At 70.2% G+C, this 16,706-nt stretch carries 16 protein-coding genes; 4 read left to right on the forward strand and 12 right to left on the reverse strand.

The genetic code is table 11. The features are described from left to right. Nucleotides 1-31: 31 nt before the first annotated feature. From FFS25_RS04300 to FFS25_RS04325, 6 genes are all read right to left on the reverse strand, one after another. Entirely contained in the window at nt 32-1,372 is a 1,341-nt protein-coding gene (locus tag FFS25_RS04300; RefSeq protein ID WP_249933770.1) for a thymidine phosphorylase, read from the reverse strand. Next, nucleotides 1,369-1,785, reverse strand: coding sequence for a cytidine deaminase (locus FFS25_RS04305; RefSeq protein WP_024289054.1), 417 nt, complete (start codon nt 1,783-1,785; stop codon nt 1,369-1,371). Before FFS25_RS04305 ends, FFS25_RS04300 begins: the two co-directional genes overlap by 4 nt. Before the next feature lie 61 nt (nt 1,786-1,846). Next, complete coding sequence (locus FFS25_RS04310; protein WP_137802060.1) at nt 1,847-2,929, reverse strand: BMP family ABC transporter substrate-binding protein; 1,083 nt, start codon at nt 2,927-2,929, stop codon at nt 1,847-1,849. Nucleotides 2,930-2,970: 41 nt separating this feature from the next. Beyond that, nucleotides 2,971-3,672, reverse strand: coding sequence for a BMP family ABC transporter substrate-binding protein (locus tag FFS25_RS04315; protein ID WP_137802061.1), 702 nt, complete (start codon nt 3,670-3,672; stop codon nt 2,971-2,973). A gap of 51 nt (nt 3,673-3,723) precedes the next feature. Beyond that, nucleotides 3,724-4,986: an amidohydrolase gene (locus FFS25_RS04320; RefSeq protein ID WP_082676939.1), complete on the reverse strand. Its 1,263-nt coding sequence runs from the start codon at nt 4,984-4,986 to the stop codon at nt 3,724-3,726. A gap of 87 nt (nt 4,987-5,073) precedes the next feature. Then, complete coding sequence (locus tag FFS25_RS04325) at nt 5,074-6,192, reverse strand: mannose-1-phosphate guanylyltransferase (RefSeq protein ID WP_058871410.1); 1,119 nt, start codon at nt 6,190-6,192, stop codon at nt 5,074-5,076. 391 nt (nt 6,193-6,583) lie between these two features. On the opposite strand from FFS25_RS04325, the gene sdhC reads away from it, so the two are divergent. Genes sdhC through FFS25_RS04345 form a run of 4 tightly spaced genes read left to right on the forward strand, consistent with a single transcriptional unit; the run spans nt 6,584 to nt 10,029 of the window. Continuing rightward, on the forward strand, nt 6,584-6,952 hold the full coding sequence (sdhC, locus tag FFS25_RS04330; RefSeq protein WP_259903483.1) for a succinate dehydrogenase, cytochrome b556 subunit: 369 nt from the start codon (nt 6,584-6,586) through the stop codon (nt 6,950-6,952). A 20-nt stretch (nt 6,953-6,972) separates the two neighbouring features. After that, the gene (locus FFS25_RS04335) at nt 6,973-7,461 is read left to right on the forward strand and encodes a succinate dehydrogenase hydrophobic membrane anchor subunit (protein ID WP_058871411.1); all 489 of its coding nucleotides are present in this window, start codon (nt 6,973-6,975) and stop codon (nt 7,459-7,461) included. A gap of 52 nt (nt 7,462-7,513) precedes the next feature. Further along, a complete protein-coding gene (gene sdhA / locus FFS25_RS04340; RefSeq protein ID WP_137802062.1) occupies nt 7,514-9,265 on the forward strand; it encodes a succinate dehydrogenase flavoprotein subunit in 1,752 nt (583 codons plus the stop codon). Continuing rightward, nucleotides 9,265-10,029, forward strand: coding sequence for a succinate dehydrogenase iron-sulfur subunit (locus tag FFS25_RS04345; RefSeq protein ID WP_006215512.1), 765 nt, complete (start codon nt 9,265-9,267; stop codon nt 10,027-10,029). The genes sdhA and FFS25_RS04345 overlap by 1 nt, the downstream gene beginning before the upstream one ends. A 365-nt stretch (nt 10,030-10,394) precedes the next feature. Here FFS25_RS04345 and FFS25_RS04350 read toward each other — a convergent pair whose 3' ends face one another. The 6 genes from FFS25_RS04350 to glyA all read right to left on the reverse strand — a co-directional run bounded on the left by FFS25_RS04350 (nt 10,395) and on the right by glyA (nt 16,630). After that, entirely contained in the window at nt 10,395-11,588 is a 1,194-nt protein-coding gene (locus FFS25_RS04350; RefSeq protein ID WP_137802063.1) for a YhjD/YihY/BrkB family envelope integrity protein, read from the reverse strand. 6 nt (nt 11,589-11,594) lie between these two features. Beyond that, a complete protein-coding gene (gene trpS / locus FFS25_RS04355; protein ID WP_053446949.1) occupies nt 11,595-12,629 on the reverse strand; it encodes a tryptophan--tRNA ligase in 1,035 nt (344 codons plus the stop codon). Nucleotides 12,630-12,719: 90 nt separating this feature from the next. Further along, a complete protein-coding gene (locus tag FFS25_RS04360; protein ID WP_259903484.1) occupies nt 12,720-13,550 on the reverse strand; it encodes an exodeoxyribonuclease III in 831 nt (276 codons plus the stop codon). 189 nt (nt 13,551-13,739) lie between these two features. Next, complete coding sequence (locus tag FFS25_RS04365; RefSeq protein ID WP_137802064.1) at nt 13,740-14,282, reverse strand: hypothetical protein; 543 nt, start codon at nt 14,280-14,282, stop codon at nt 13,740-13,742. Between the two features lie 180 nt (nt 14,283-14,462). Next, on the reverse strand, nt 14,463-15,350 hold the full coding sequence (locus FFS25_RS04370; RefSeq protein WP_058871415.1) for a bifunctional methylenetetrahydrofolate dehydrogenase/methenyltetrahydrofolate cyclohydrolase: 888 nt from the start codon (nt 15,348-15,350) through the stop codon (nt 14,463-14,465). Beyond that, nucleotides 15,347-16,630 carry a serine hydroxymethyltransferase gene (gene glyA, locus FFS25_RS04375; protein ID WP_058871416.1) on the reverse strand — a complete coding sequence of 428 codons (1,284 nt, stop codon included), beginning with the start codon at nt 16,628-16,630 and terminating at the stop codon, nt 15,347-15,349. Before glyA ends, FFS25_RS04370 begins: the two co-directional genes overlap by 4 nt. Nucleotides 16,631-16,706 lie beyond the last annotated feature (76 nt).

Raw genomic sequence — 16,706 nt, forward strand, 5'->3', positions numbered from 1 at the left:
CACTGTCTGCCACCAGACTACAAGTCGTCTCTCACAAGTCCTCGAATTCCACGACTCCGAGGACCACGTCGGCCCGACTCGAGGCCTGCGGCCGGTCGGGGCCCACCGAGATCGCCCCGAGCACGAGCTGCTCGGCGCGCTCGAAGGCCTCCGGGGTGTCCGTCATGAGCGTGGCCAGGCGCTGCCCCGCCCGGACCGGCTGGCCTCGCTCCACGTGCAGGAGCACTCCGGCTCCGGCCTGGACCGGGTCCTGGCTGCGCTCGCGCCCGGCGCCCAGGCTCCAGCTGGCCGTGCCGATGCCGAGCGCCTCGATGCCCTGCACCGTTCCGCCTTCTGCCGCGACGACCTCCTGCTCGTGCCGCGCCCGCGGCAGCTCGGCATCGGGGTCGCCGCCCTGCGCTGCGATCATGCGGCGCCAGGAGTCCATGGCGCGGCCGTCGGCGAGCGCGTCGGCGGGATCGTCGTCCACTCCGGCCAGGGCGAGCATCCGGCGGGCCAGCTCGAGCACGAGCTCGACCAGGTCGGCCGGACCGCCGCCGGCCAGGACCTCGAGGGACTCCTGCACCTCGCAGGCGTTGCCCACGGCTCGGCCCAGAGGGGCGGACATGTCGGTGAGCACCGCGGAGGTCGGCAGGCCGGCGTCGTGGCCGAGACCGACCATGGTCCGGGCCAGCTGCTCCGCGGATCCGCGGTCCTTCATGAACGCGCCGGAGCCGACCTTGACGTCCAGCACGAGGCCGCCGGCGCCCTCGGCGATCTTCTTGGACATGATCGACGAGGCGATCAGCGGGATGGAGTCCACCGTGGCGGTGACGTCGCGCAGCGCGTAGAGACGGCGATCGGCCGGAGCGAGATCCCCGCCGGCCGCGCACACCACCGCGCCCACGTCCTGCAGCTGCGCCAGCAGCTGGTCGTGGGTGAGCTCTGCCGTCCACCCGGGGATGGCCTCGAGCTTGTCCAGGGTGCCGCCGGTGTGCCCCAGGCCGCGGCCCGACAGCTGCGGGACGGCGACCCCGTGGGCGGCCACGAGCGGAGCCAGCGGCAGGGTGGTCTTGTCCCCCACGCCGCCGGTCGAGTGCTTGTCGACGGTCGGCAGCGTTCGCCCGCCGCGGCGCAGCCCGGTGAAGTCCAGGCGGGTGCCGGAGTCGATCATGGCCTCGGTCCAGGCCGAGGTCTCCTCCCGATCCATGCCCCGGAACCAGATCGCCATGGCCAGGGCGGCCATCTGCTCCTCGCTCAGCACCCCGCGGACGTAGGCGTCCACGGCCCAGCGGATCCGCGGCTCATCCAGCCGACCCCCGTCCCGCTTGGCCCGGATGACGTCCACGGCAGCGAAAGGCTCGCGGACCGGGGACTGCTGCTGCGCGCTCACAGGACGAAGGCGTCCGGGAGGACCTGGTCCATGGTGCGCAGCCCGCTCACGGTGAGCAGCTGCAGCTGATCCCCGCCGTGCTCGTGCAGCAGCTGGCGGCAGCGGCCGCACGGCATGAGCACCGAGCCCTGGCCGTCGACGCACACGAAGTGCGTCAGCCGTCCGCCGCCGCTGGCGTGCAGGGCGCTGACCAGGCCGCATTCGGCGCACAGCGTGAGCCCGTAGCTGCCGTTCTCGACATTGCACCCGGAGACCACGCGTCCGTCGTCCACGAGCGCGGCCGCCCCCACCTTGAAGCGGGAGTACGGGACATAGGCGTGCTGCATGGCCCGGCGGGCCTCCTCGATCAGCCCCGCCCAGGGCTGCTCGGCGATCAGCTCCTCCAGCCGTGCGCCTTCGATGCTCTCGGTCATCTCCTGCTCCTCCTCGTCTCGACGGCCGCGCCCCGTGCTGTGCGGGCCCGGCCATGACGCCTCAGCCGGCGTCCTCCTGGGATTCGATCTCCAGCTCGCCGTCGATGATCTGCTGGCGCAGCCCGGCGACCTCGGCGGCCAGCTCCGGGCCCACGCGCTCCTGCTGGTCGTGGTGATCGGCGATGCCCACTCCCCCGTTCTCGAGGGTCCCCACGTAGGGGTCCAGATCGAGTTCACCGTCTTCCAGGTCGCGCACCAGCGACTCCACGGGCCCTGTGAGGTCCTTGAGCACCGAGGTCAGCTGGTGCGATCGCTGGGCCTCCGGCAGGACGTCGTAGCCGTCGGTGTCGATCCAGATGAACAGCGCCTGGTCCGTGCCCTCACCCGTGGCGGCCACGGCCTGCGCAGTGCCCTCGGAGGCGCCTCCGGCGGCCGGCAGGACGATGTCCGCGCCGTTGTCCAGGAAGCCCTCGGTGACCTCCCGGGCGCCCTCGACGTCCTTGAACGAGCCGAGCATGGTGCCCTCCTGCTCCTGCCGGTCCCAGCCGAGCAGCTCGACGTCGTCGTCCTTCTGCTCATTCCAGTGCTCGACGCCCTCGGCGAAGCCGTCGAGCACGAGCCTCACCCGGGGGATGTCCTCGCCCCCGAAGGCTGCGACCGTGCCGGTCTCGGTGGTGCCTGCGGCCAGGTAGCCGGCCAGGAACGCGGCGGTGCCGGAGTCGAAGCTCAGCGGCTTGACATTGCCGAGGCCCTCGCCTGCGGAGTCGTCCACGGTCGCGAAGGCGGCCTGCGGGTTCTCGGCGGCGACCTCCAGGGCGACCTGCGACAACGGCTGCCCGTTGGCGATCGTGAGGTCGCAGCCGCTCTGGACCATGGAGCGCAGCGCAGGGGCGGACTCGGCATCCGAGCCCACCACGGACTCACGGGTCGAGACCCCCGTGTCACGGGCCGCATGCTCGAGCCCCTGGTGCGCGCTCTGATGGAAGCTGAGGTCCTCGAAGCCCTCTCCATCGGCCACCATGCAGACGGTGGCCTCCTCCGCCGCGCCGAGCCCGGAGTCCTCCGACAGCTCGCCGCAGGCGCTGAGCGCGAGCGCGCTCAGACCGACCGCGCAGGCGGCTGGCACGGGACGGCGGAGGGACATGGCTGCTTCCGGGTGCTGTGGGGAGGGCGATCGCCTGCAGTCTACGTTCCCGCGCCGGGTCGGGTCGGCTGCCGACCCTCGATGATCTGCTGGCGCAGCTGCCTCAGCTCCTGGGTGGTCTGCTCGTCCACGCGCTGCGCCTGATCATGGAAGTCCCCCAGAGCGACGCCCCGGTTGGCCAGGGTCCCCGTGTAGTCGTCGGCCTCAGCCCCGGCAGTCGCGTACTGGGTCATCACATCGGCGACGGCGGAGCCCACCTCCTTGCGCACCGAGGTCAGCTGCCGAGTGCTCTGCTCATCGGGCAGCACCTCCCAGCCGTCCACGTCGACCCACACGAACAGCGCGTCGTCGTCGTGGACCTCGTTCCAGTGCTCGATCCCGGCCGCGTAGCCGTCGAGGAAGTCGTGGACCTCGGGGATGTCCTCCCCTCCGAAGGCGCCCACGCGCCCGGTCTCGGTGGCCCAGGCGGCAGCGTATCCGGCGAGGAACCCGGGCTGCGAGGCGTCGAAGACCAGCGTGCGGACATTGGGCAGATGGATCGAGTCGTCGTCGATGATCGCGAAGTCCTGATCGGGATGGCGCTCGGCGGCCGCCTCGACCTGCTCCACGAGCGTGGAGCCCATGGCGACCACCAGGTCGCAGCCGCCGGCCGGATCGGCCATCTCCTTCAGCAGCTGCTCGGACTCCCGGGGCGAGCCCGACTCCTCGGTGCGCACCTCGATGCCCAGGGAGTCTTCGAGCATCCGGCTGGAGTCGCAGCGGCCGGGTTCTTCCGGTGCAGAGGGGACGAGCGATCAGCGGAGGGCGGATTCTCTCACGTGGTGCGCCACGGCGCGCAGGGCCGTGCTGGCCATGACCTGGATGCCGCAGGCGATGGCGTCCTCGTCGGCGATGTAGTCGGCCTGGTGCAGATCGTGGGTCTGGCCCCCTCGGGTGCGGGTGCCCAGGCGCATCATGGCGCCGGGGACCTCCTGGAGGTACCAGGCGAAGTCCTCGCCGCCCATGGACTGCTCCACGAGCACCACGGCGTCCTCGCCGAGCTCCGCGCGGGCGGCGTTCTCGATCATGGTGGTCTCCAGCTCGCCGTTGACCACCGGCGGGACGCCCCGCACGTGCTCCAGGTCCACCTCCACGCCGTACGGCGCGGCGACGTCCCCGACGACCTGGTCGAGCAGCTCTCCGGCCTGGTGCCAGGCTTCGGCGTCGAGGCAGCGCATGGTCCCCGCCAGGGTGCCCTCCGAGGGGATGGCGTTGGGGGCCACGCCCGCTCCGATCTCGCCCCAGACCACCTGCACGCCCGAGCGGACGTCGATGCGGCGCGAGAGGATCGCCGGGACGTTGATCGCGATCTGGGCCATGGCGAAGACCAGGTCCTGCGTCAGGTGCGGGCGCGAGGTGTGACCGCCCGCTCCGGACAGCCGCAGCCGCACCGTGTCCGAGGCCGAGGTGATCGCCCCGATGCGGGTGCCGACCTGGCCGACGTCGACCTTGGGCTCGCAGTGCAGCGCGAAGATCCGCGGGACCCCCTCCAGGACGTCCTGCTCGATCACGGTCAGGGCGCCGCCGGGCAGCTGCTCCTCGGCCGGCTGGAACACGACGCGGACCCGCCCGGACAGCGGCGAGGTGCGGTTCAGATCGGCCAGCACGGTGGCCACGCCGAGCATCACGGTGGTGTGGATGTCGTGACCGCACATGTGCGCGACCCCGGGGTTCTGCGAGGAGAACTCGAGACCCGTGGCCTCCTGGATCGGGAGGGCGTCGATATCCGCTCGCAGCGCGACCGACAGCTCGCCGGTCCCGATGTCCACATAGCAGCCCGTGCTGCGCAGCCGCACCGGCTCCAGGCCGACGGCCTCGAGCTCGGCCATCAGCCGGTCGGTCGTGCGGTGCTCCCGGTAGGACAGCTCCGGGTGCGAGTGCAGGTCGCGGCGGAACTCGATCAGGTGCGGCAGGAAGCGGCGGACGAACGGCGCGATCGACAGGGCCTGGCCGCCGTCGTCGAACCGGTGCCGGGGGGCTTCGCTGCTGGACGTGCTCGCGGCGGGGGAATCGGACATTGCCTCAGGATACGGCGCAGCCGCGAGCCGACGGACCACGGCGCGCGGCCGCCCGGAGGAGGCCGCGCGCCGGAGAAAGGGTCCTGGTCAGAGGACGTCGGTGTCGCCAGCGGCCTTCAGGGAGTTGACGGTCTCCTTGACACGCTGGGCGTGCTCGCGCGTGGTGACCAGCAGGGCGTCGGGCGTGTCCACCACGACGATGTCCTCGACGCCGATCAGCGCGACGACCCGTCCGGTGTCCGAGACGACGATCCCGGAGGAGCTGTCCACGAGCACGCGCGGGTTCTCGCCCAGCACCGCCACGTCGTCCGATTCCCGCGGGTGGTTCAGCCGGGACATGGCCGCGAAGTCCCCGACGTCGTCCCAGGAGAAGGACCCCGGAACCACGGCGACATCCCCGACCGCCGCCGCCGGCTCGGCCACGGCGTAGTCGATCGCGATCTTGGGCAGCTGCTCCCAGACCCGGGCCATCACCTCGTCCTGATCCTCGGTGCCCCAGGCATCGGCGATCTCGGACAGCCCGGAGAAGAGCTCCGGCTCGTTGGTCTGCAGGTGCTGCATCATCAGGGCCGCCGGGGCCACGAACATGCCGGCGTTCCAGAGGTAGTCGCCGCTGGCCACGTAGGAGCGGGCGGTGCCCTCATCCGGCTTCTCCACGAACTGCTCGACGTCGCGGGCCGACGGCGCGCCGTCGACGTCCAGGGGCTTCCCGGCCTTGATGTAGCCGAAGCCGGTCGACGGAGCGGTCGGGCGGATGCCGATGGTCACGACCTTGCCGGTGCGGGCGGTCAGCACGGCCTCACGCACGGCCTCCTGGAAGACATCCGCGGGCTCGATCACGTGATCTGCGGCGAACGAGCCGATCACGGCTCCTGGATCGCGGCGCTCCAGCAGGATGCTGGCCAGCCCGATCGCAGCCCCGGAATCGCGCGGCGACGGCTCCAGGACCAGGTCCTCGGACGACAGCTCCGGCAGCTGCTGGCTCACGGCCCCGGCGTGGCTGCGTCCGGTCACGACCATGATGGAGCCGCGGCTCAAGGGCGCCAGGCGCTCGTAGGTGGCGCGCAGCAGGGACGAGCCCGAGCCGGTGAGATCCAGCAGGAACTTGGGCGCGTCCGCCCTCGAGAGGGGCCACAGCCGGGACCCCACGCCGCCGGCGGGGATGAAGGGGTGGAAATGCTCAAGAGGTTCCGTCACGGATCGCATGCTATCGCCCGGGGCGCGCCGCCCGGCCCAGCGCCACCCTGCCGGGCCGTCCACCGTTCGGCGAGGCTCCGGGTGCGGGCGTGCTGAGCGCTCAGGAGTCCGGCCGGGCCCTGCAGGAGCCCTCAGCAGCTGTGAGAACCGCGCGAAACCGCCGCGTGAGGACGCTGACACCTCGTCGCCAAGTGGCCGCTTCCCAGACATCCGACTGGTAGTGTGACCCGTGAATCCGCTGACAATTCCATGCAACACGCCTCAGGCGCTCGGCCGTCGGCGCGCACGCGCGCCCGCCGAGATCCCGAACGGGCAATCGGCCTGAGGAGATACAGGGAGGTATCACATCGTGGCGACCACAGCACCCGCGGTCCGGACCCGGCCGGAATCCGCCGGGAAGATCGGATCGGGCACCCTCTATCGCGGAGGATTCGGAATGTGGTCGTGGGTGGCCCACCGGATCAGCGGCGTGGGCATCTTCTTCTTCCTCCTGGTCCACGTCCTCGACACCGCCATGGTCCGCGTGGATCCCGAGGCCTACAACGCCGTGATGGCGACCTACAAGAACCCGATCATGGGCATCGGCGAGATGGGCCTGGTGGCGGGCATCGTCTACCACGCCTTCAACGGCGTGCGCATCATCCTGGTCGACTTCTGGTCGAACGGCGCCAACCACCAGAAGAAGCTCTTCTGGGCGGTGGCCATCGCCTGGCTGGTCGTGATGGTGCCGTTCGCCATCGTCCACGTGTACCACATGTTCATCCACTGATCGCGAGGGGATCCACACACATGAGCACTCCGCTGAAGTCCAAGATCGCCGTCCCTCGCAGCAACGACCGCGAGGTCGCCGGCGTCAAATACAACCGGTCCACGTCCGGGCGCAGCAAGTTCGAGATGCTGGCATGGCTCTACATGCGCATCTCGGGCGTCGTGCTGCTGGTCCTGGTGTTCGGCCACCTCTTCGTCAACCTGATCGCCCCCGAGGGCGGCGTCCGCGCCATCGACTTCGGATTCGTCGGAGGCAAGTGGGCCAACCCGTTCTGGCAGGTCTGGGACCTGCTGCTGCTGTGGCTCGCCCTGCTGCACGGCGGCAACGGCATGCGCACGATCATCGACGACTACGCCGAGCGCAGCGGCGTCCGCTTCTGGCTCAAGATCGCGCTCTTCGTCGCCGTCGCCTTCACGATCCTGCTCGGCACCATGGTGATCTTCACCTTCGAGCCCTGCCCCGCCGGCGCGGATCCCGAGCTGCTGGCCAGCTTCTGCACCGCGAGCTGACCGTCCGCCGCCGCAGCTCCTCCCACGAACACCCAACAGAAAGAACACTGGAATGCAGGTTCACAAGTACGACGTCGTGATCGTCGGCGCCGGCGGCGCTGGAATGCGCGCGGCCCTCGAATCCGGCCAGCGCGCCCGCACCGCGGTTCTCACCAAGCTCTACCCCACCCGCTCCCACACTGGCGCGGCGCAGGGCGGCATGTGCGCCGCCCTGGCCAACGTCGAGGAGGACAACTGGGAGTGGCACACCTTCGACACCGTCAAGGGCGGCGACTACCTGGTGGACCAGGATGCCGCTGAGGTGATGGCCAAGGAGGCCATCGAGGCCGTCCTGGACCTCGAGAAGATGGGTCTGCCGTTCAACCGCACGCCCGAGGGCAAGATCGATCAGCGCCGCTTCGGCGGACACACCCGCGACCACGGCAAGAACCCCGTGCGCCGCGCCTGCTACGCCGCTGACCGCACCGGTCACATGATCCTGCAGACCCTCTACCAGGCCTGCATCAAGCACAACATCGAGTTCTACAACGAGTTCTACGTGCTCGACCTGATCATGGTGGACACCCCCGAGGGGCGCCGTCCTGCGGGCGTGGTGGCCTACGAGCTGGCCACCGGCGAGCTGCACGTCTTCCAGTCCAAGTCGGTCGTGTTCGCCTCCGGCGGCGCCGGCAAGGTCTTCAAGACCACCTCCAACGCGCACACCCTGACCGGCGACGGCATGGCCATCGCCTTCCGCAGCGGCCTGCCGCTGGAGGACATGGAGTTCGTGCAGTTCCACCCCACGGGCCTGGCCGGCCTGGGCATCCTCGTCTCCGAAGCCGCCCGCGGCGAGGGCGGCATCCTGCGCAACTCGGACGGCGAGCGCTTCATGGAGCGCTACGCCCCCACCATCAAGGACCTCGCGCCCCGCGACATCGTGGCCCGCTCGATGGCCAACGAGGTCCGCGAGGGCCGCGGCTGCGGCCCGAACAAGGACTACGTGCTGCTCGACCTGACGCACCTGGAGCCCTCGCACATCGACGAGAAGCTGCCGGACATCACCGAGTTCGCACGCACCTACCTGGGCGTGGAGCCGTACCACGAGCCCATCCCGGTGTTCCCCACCGCCCACTACTGCATGGGCGGGATCCCCACGGACATCAAGGGCGAGGTCTTCGAGAACTCCGAGAAGACCATCCCCGGCCTGTACGCCGCCGGCGAGGTCGCCTGCGTGTCCGTGCACGGCTCCAACCGCCTGGGCACCAACTCGCTGCTCGACATCAATGTGTTCGGCAAGCGCGCCGGCATCTTCGCCGCCCAGTACGCCGAGCGCGCCGAGTTCCTGCCGATCCCCGACGACGCCACGGCGCGCACCGAGGCGCTGCTGGACAACGCCCGCTCGGATCACGGCGAGGAGAAGGTCGGCGCCATCCGCAAGGACCTGCAGGACACCATGGACATGAACATGCAGGTGTTCCGCACCCATGACTCCATCTGGCAGGCCCTGCAGGACATCGAGAAGCTGCAGGAGCGCTACTCCCGCATCTCGATCCAGGACCGCGGCAAGCGCTACAACCTGGATCTGCTCGAGGCCGTGGAGCTGGGCTTCCTGCTCGAGCTCGCCAAGGTCATGTCCGTGGCCGCTCTGCACCGCAAGGAGTCCCGCGGCGGTCACGCCCGCGAGGACTTCCCCGATCGTGATGACGAGAACTTCATGGTCCACTCGATGGTCTACGACGACCCGTCCTCGGAGACCGCTGGCATCCGCCAGGAGACCAAGCCCGTCATCTTCACCCGTTACGAGCCGATGGAGCGCAAGTACTGATGTCCACTGCCGCTGCTGAGAAGACCGACGAGAGCACCCAGTCGGAGTCGATTCCGTCCTTCGACGTCACGGTGCGCATCCGTCGCTACAACCCCGAGTTCTCCTCCGAGGTCACCTGGGAAGAGTTCAACGTCACCATGTACGGCACCGACCGCGTGCTGGACTGCCTCCACAAGATCAAGTGGGAGATCGACGGCTCGCTGTCCTTCCGCCGCTCCTGCGCGCACGGCGTGTGCGGCTCGGATGCCATGCGCATCAACGGCCGCAACCGCCTGGCCTGCAAGGTGCTGCTCAAGGACCTGGACCTGTCCAAGCCGCTGACTATCGAGCCGATCAAGGGCCTGCCCTGCGAGAAGGACCTGATCGTCGACATGGAGCCGTTCTTCCAGTCGTACCGCGAGGTCATGCCGTTCCTCATCAACGAGGACAACGAGCCCGAGTACGAGCGCTACCAGTCCCCCGAGGACCGGGCCCGCTTCGACGACACCACCAAGTGCATCCTGTGCGCCGCGTGCACGTCGTCCTGCCCGGTGTTCTGGACCGACGGCCAGTACTTCGGCCCCGCGGCGATCGTGAACGCACACCGCTTCATCTTCGACTCGCGCGATCAGGCCGGAGACATGCGTCTGGAGATCCTCAACGACAAGGAGGGCGTGTGGCGCTGCCGCACGACCTTCAACTGCACCGAGGCGTGCCCCCGCGGCATCCAGATCACGAAGGCCATCGCCGAGGTGAAGCAGGCCGCGCTGGCCACCTCCATGTGATCTCCCGCAGAGCAGCGCCCCAGCGGCCGCTCAGACGCACGACGAGCCCCGTCGGTCCACGAACCGACGGGGCTCGTCGCTTCCCCGGCGATCTCAGCGCCGCCGTCAGCCGGCCCGGCGAGCTGACGCCGCACCACCGCAGCCCCTCAGCGGTGATCGACGGCGCTTCTGCGGCCTCCGCGGATCCGACCGGATGAGGCCCCGCAGGACGGCAGCCCGTCAGCGCTGAGGGGCTGCGCAGGTGCGGCATCGGCGACGACGCCCCCCATCGACGGGGCGCGCAGCAGCGGGGCAGCGAAGGGGGCGCAGAGGCCGCACCGAGCGCGAGGAGGCTCCCCGCAGGAGCTGCAGCGGGCAGCAGTGCGTCAGAGCAGGCCGCGCTCGTGGGCGCGGACGTCGTCGAGGGTGGCCACCGCGACCGCGGCCACGGCCCGGGTCTCCCCCACCGGCTGCGGATGCCCGCCATGGGTGTCGGCCTGGACCAGGGCGCCGAAGGCCGCCGAGACCAGAATGATCTGGCTGAAGAAGTAGAACCACAGCAGCACGCCCACGGTGATGGCGATCGAGAGCAGGTACGGGCTCGAGGTCATGGCCTGGATGACCAGCCCGCCGACCTCGCGCAGCACGTAGTTCCCGCCGGCGCCGAGGATCAGCATGCAGGTCATGACCCACCACGACGGCTTGAGCTGGGCGACCACCCGGTACATCAGGAACAGCATGAGCGCATCGGCTCCGACCCCGACCGCGGTGGCTGCCCCGTAGGCGACCTCGCCGTCCATCAAGCGGACCAGGGGGCTGAGCACCGGCACCTGCCCCACCTGGTCCTCGAGCAGGCGCAGGGCGCCGGCCGCTTCGGCGTTGAGCACCAGCGAGACGGACAGCACCATCACCAGCACGAGCAGCCCCACGATGTCCCGCGGCACCGCCGCGGCCGGAGCTCCTCGTGAAGGAGGGACCTCGAACATCCGCCGGGTCGACAGCCGGATCCCCGCAGCCCATCGCCAGGCGGTGAAGCCCAGGATGGCGGCGCCCACGATCCAGGTGACGGTGAACTGCTGAGTGGTCTCCAGCATGGACACCGGGATCAGGCCCCCATGCCCGGAGTTCAGCAGCCCCGGCACCGACTGCTCCACCGCGTCGATCGCCAGGTCCCGGAACTCGGAGTCCGAGCCCAGCCAGCGGCCCATGATCGCGAAGCCGATCACGAGCACGGCCACGGAGGCGAAGAGCATGTTGTAGGACAGCCCCGCGGCCATCAGGGGCCCGCCGTGGAAGAGGTAGTGCATCACGAGCCGACCGGGCAGCAGGGTCCACACCGAGGCCAGAGCCCAGCCGAAGACGCTGCCGAGCTGAGAGAGCAGACCGGCCCCCTGCCGCCGCTTCAGGCGCAGGATCGACAGCTGCCTCTTGGCCTCACGGCGCAGCCCGTCGCGGTCCACTGCCGCCGGAGGGACGGCCGGCGGCTCCAGGACGTAGGACTGCGCGCCTGCCTGTGGGCGGCGCGCCCCCTCCTCCTCCGGGTCGATCGGCGGCCCCTGGCCGCGAGCCGAGCTGGGCAAGGGCCCTCAGCGCGCCGGCGGCAGGAAGCCGACGGCGTCCATCACCTCGGACAGCGTCCGCGAGGTGATCTCGTGTCCCTTCTGCGCCCCTCGGGCCAGGATGCGATCGAGCTCGGCGGGATCGTCGAGCAGCTCCTGGGCGCGGGACTGGATGGGATCCAGGGTCTCGGCCACGACCTCGGCCAGGTCCACCTTGAGGTGGCCGTACATCTTGCCCTCGTAGTCGGCCACGATGTCGTCGATCGGGCGGTCCGTCAGGGACGAGTAGATGGTCAGCAAGTTGGACACCCCCGGCTTGGCGGTGCGGTCGAAGCGGATCTCGGCGCCGTCGTCGGTCACGGCCGACTTGATCTTCTTGGCGTTCTTCTTGGCCGGGTCCAGCAGGCGGATCAGGCCGTTCTCCGACTCGGCCGACTTGGACATCTTGGCCGTGGGGTTCTGGAGGTCGTAGATCTTGGCGGTCTCCGTCATGATCCGCGGCTCCGGCACGCGAAGGGTCTCGCCGAAGCGCTGGTTGAAGCGCTGGGCCAGGTTGCGGGTCAGCTCGAGGTGCTGGCGCTGGTCCTCTCCCACGGGGACCTGATCGGCCTGGTAGATCAGGATGTCGGCGGCCATCAGCACCGGGTAGGTGAACAGGCCCACGCTCGTGGAGTCCGCGCCCTGCTTGGCGGACTTGTCCTTGAACTGCGTCATGCGCGCAGCCTCGCCGTAACCCGTGATGCAGTTGAGCACCCAGGCGAGCTGGCTGTGCTCCGGCATGTGCGACTGCACCAGCAGCGTGGAGCGCTCCGGGTCGATGCCCGCTGCGATGTACTGCGCGGCCGTCACGCGGGTGCGCTGGGCCAGCTCCGCCGGATCCTGCGGCACGGTGATCGAGTGCAGATCCGCCACGAAGAACACGCAGTCGCTGCCGTCCTGCATGGACACCCAGTTGCGGATGGCGCCCACGTAGTTGCCCAGGTGCAGCGAATCGGCCGAGGGCTGCACCCCCGACAGGACGCGGGGCCTGGTGCTGGCGGTCGGGGTGTCTGCGGTGGTCACGAGCGGTGCTTCTCTCTGCTGCGAGGACGACGGGGCCCGTCGTCGCGGATGATTCGGTGCTGGGGGCTCGGGTCTGCTCCCGACCCGCGGTCAGAGCCGGTAGTCGACCACGAGCGCGGCATGGTCCGAGACCCGGGTGTCGTAGCTCTCGGCGCGGTCCACGACGGCCCGCACGGCACGCTCTGCGAGTGCCGGGGTGGCCATGTGGTAGTCGATGCGCCAGCCGGCATCGGTGTCGAAGGCCTTGCCGCGGTAGGACCACCATGTGTAGGGGCCCGGGACCTCGCCAGCCAGGCGGCGGGCGACGTCGACGTAGCCGAGGTCGCCGAAGAACCGGTCGAAGTAGGCTCGCTCCTCCGGCAGGAAGCCCGAGTTCTTGACGTTGCCCTTCCAGTTCTTGATGTCCAGCTCGGTGTGGCCCACATTCAGATCGCCCACGACCAGCACGTGGTCCGCGTTCTGGGCCAGCTCCGGCAGGCGGGTGAGCATGGCCTCCAGGAAGGCGTACTTGTCGACCTGCTTGGGAGTCTCGACCTCGCCCGAATGGACGTAGGCGGAGACCAGGGTGAGCAGCGAGCCGTCCGGCAGCCGCAGGTCGTCCTCGACCCAGCGCCCGGAGTCGTTCAGGCCGTCGCCCAGGCCCTCGCGGCGCGCCTCCGGGCTCAGGGTTCCGCCATGGGCGCCGCGGCGCACCGCGGTCAGCACTCCGGCGCGGCCCTTGGCCTCGGCCTCCTGGTGGTGGATCTCCCACTCCTGCTCGCCGAGCAGCTCGCGGGCGATCGCGTCGGGGGCACGGACCTCCTGCAGGCACAGGACGTCGACGTCGCGCGGGGCCAGCCACTCGGCCATCCCCCGCTTGTACGCGGCCCGGATGCCGTTCACGTTCATGCTGGCGATGCGCAGCAGCTGCTCGCGGGGCACGGAGGCGCCCTCCTGCTCTGCGGGCTGTGCGGTGGTCTCTGCGCTCACCGGCGCTCCTCTCGTGGTCTGCGTCCGTTCATGGGGTCTGCTCGAACGCCCGGCGGCCTCCTCCGAGTCCTCGGTCCCGGCCGGGGCCTGCCGGCTCTGCGGCCCGGAGCGTCCTGCTGCCTCCGAGCTACGCTGCACCGCTCAGTCGACGATGTCGCCGTCCACCGGAGCGGCGGAGTCCTGCACGATGCCCATGCCGTTCGAGGCGGTCACCGCGATCGTATCCAGAGCGCGGTCGACCTGGGCGCGATCTCCCGGGTTCGAGCCGTCTGCCGCGGGCAGATTCGCGGAGATCACGCGCGTCTGGACCATGATGATCTGGAACGAGTGCTCGATCTTCTGATCGGTGATCGAGCGGCTCGGAGCCGGCGCGCTCTGCGTGGCGGCCGGGGCCCGTCCGAAGGCTCGCTGCGCGGTGCGCTGGGCCTCCTCCATCTGCCGGGCGCCGAAGCGGGCCGCCTTGCGCACCGACCACAGCACGAACGCGGCGATCAACAGCCAGCCGGCGGCGATGCCGGCCAGGATCCAGCCGAGCAGCGAGCTCTCGTTGGCCGCCTGCAGAAGGGCCACCACGAAGATCACGACGAGCGCCGCGATCCCGATCAGCGAGATCCACAGCCCCGTGCGCCCAGAGGCTGCGTGAGGGCTCTGACGGGACGGGTTCTCGGTGCCGATCTGCTGCATGCCCCACATTGTTCCGCATCGGCACGGGACCCGCGAATCAGCGCGCCCGGCTCTCGCCCCCGGCGGATCCTCGTCCCGCGGTCCCTCGGCAATCGGACAGGCCCCTCGGTGCGCCGAGCGCACCGAGGGGCCTGTCTCGTGAGGCCTCGCGGGACGAGCACGGCCGCGCCCCGCCGACGTTCAGCCCTGCTGCGCCAGCCGCTCGGCGGCCGTGACCACGTTGACGAGCAGCATGGCCCGGGTCATGGGCCCGACGCCGCCGGGGTTGGGCGACATCCAGGAGGCCCGCTCGGCTGCGGCCGGTTCGATGTCTCCGGTGAGGACCTTCTTGCCCTTCTGCGGGTCCTCCACTCGGGAGACTCCGACGTCGAGCAGGACCGCGCCCTGCTTGATCTGCTCGGCGCCGATCATGTGCGGCTGACCAGCGGCTGCCACGACGACGTCCGCGCGGGCCAGCAGCGAGTCCAGGTCCTGCGTGCCCGTGTGGGCCAGCGTGACGGTGGCGTTGATCTCCCGGCGCGTCAGCAGCAGCCCGATCGGCCGTCCGACCGTCACGCCGCGGCCCACCACCAGGACCTCCTTGCCGCGCAGCTCGACGCCGTGGCGCTGCAGCAGCTCCACGATCCCGGCCGGGGTGCAGGGCAGCGGCGAGTCCATGGGATCCGACACGTTGAGCACCAGGCGCCCCAGGTTCGTGGGGTGGAGGCCGTCGGCGTCCTTGTCCGGATCCACGAGCTCGAGGATCCGGTTCGTGTCCAGATGCTTCGGCAGCGGCAGCTGCACGATGTAGCCCGTGCAGGCCGGGTCCTCGTTCAGCGCCCTGATCTCGGCCTCGAGGTCCTCCTGGGAGATGTCCTCCGGCAGGTCGCGGCGGATCGAGGTGATGCCGACCTCAGCGCAGTCGCGGTGCTTGCCCGCCACATAGGAGTGCGAGGCGGGGTCGTCGCCGACCAGGACCGTGCCGAGCCCGGGGACCACACCCCGCTCGCCGAGCGCGGCGACGCGCTCGGCGAGCTCCTTCTTGATCTGCCGTGCGGTCTCGCGGCCGTCCAGGATCTGTGCGCTCACCAGTTCTCGAGCCCTTCGTACAGCGGGAAGTCGGCGGCCAGCTTGTCGACGCGGGCGCGCAGGGCGGCGACGTCGGGACCGGGCTTCAGGGCGGTCGCGATGATGTCGGCGACCTCCTCGAACTCGGCCGCGCCGAAGCCGCGCGTGGCCAGCGCCGGGGTGCCGATGCGCAGGCCGGAGGTGACCATGGGCGGGCGGGGGTCGAACGGCACCGCATTGCGGTTGACCGTGATGCCGACCTCGTGCAGCAGATCCTCCGCCTGCTTGCCGTCCAGCTCGGACTCGCGCAGATCCACGAGCACCAGGTGGACGTCGGTGCCGCCGGTGAGCACGGAGACGCCTGCCTCGGTGACATCGGAGGCGGTCAGGCGCTCGGCCAGGATGCGCGCGCCCTCGAGGGTGCGCTCCTGCCGCTCGCGGAACTCCTGGGAGGCTGCGATCTTGAAGGCCACGGCCTTGGCCGCGATCGCGTGCATGAGCGGTCCGCCCTGCTGGCCCGGGAACACGTTGGAGTCGACCTTCTTCTTCCACTCCTCCGTGGTCAGGATGACGCCCGAGCGGGGTCCGGCCAGGGTCTTGTGGACCGTGGAGGTGGTGATGTCCGCGTGGGGCACGGGGTTCGGGTGCAGACCCGCGGCGACCAGACCGGCGAAGTGGGCCATGTCGACCCACAGGGTGGCCCCGACCTCATCGGCGATCGAGCGGAAGGCCTCGAAGTCGAGCTGGCGGGGGTAGGCGGACCAGCCGGCCACGATCACCTTGGGCTGGGCGGCGACGGCCTGCTCGCGGACCTTGTCCATGTCAAGAACCAGGGTCTCGGGGTCCACCTCGTAGGGGGCGATGTCGTAGAGCTTGCCCGACACGTTGAGCTTCATGCCGTGGGTCAGGTGCCCGCCATGGGCCAGCGAGAGGCCCATGAGGGTGTCGCCGGGCTGCATCATGGCCGCCATGACCGCCGTGTTGGCCTGGGCGCCCGAGTGCGGCTGCACGTTGGCGTGGAAGGCCCCGAACAGCTGCGTGGCGCGGTCGCGGGCGAGGTTCTCCACCACGTCGACGTGCTCGCAGCCGCCGTAGTAGCGGCGTCCGGGGTAGCCCTCGGCGTACTTGTTGGTCAGCACCGAGCCCTGGGCCTCGAGGACCGCGCGGGGGGCGAAGTTCTCGGAGGCGATCATCTCGAGGGTGTCGCGCTGACGACCGACCTCGGCGGTGATCGCAGCGGCGACCTCCGGGTCCACCTCGGACAGCGGCGCATCGGTGATGCTGGGACGACTGGGGCTCATCGTGGCTCCTCATCTGGCACGGACGGTCCTGAACGTTCTCATCCACTCTAGTGCTGCGGCTCATCGTGTTCCGAGC

This window comes from Kocuria sp. 2SI (assembly GCF_005502825.1).
GTDB classification, from domain to species: domain Bacteria; phylum Actinomycetota; class Actinomycetes; order Actinomycetales; family Micrococcaceae; genus Kocuria; species Kocuria palustris.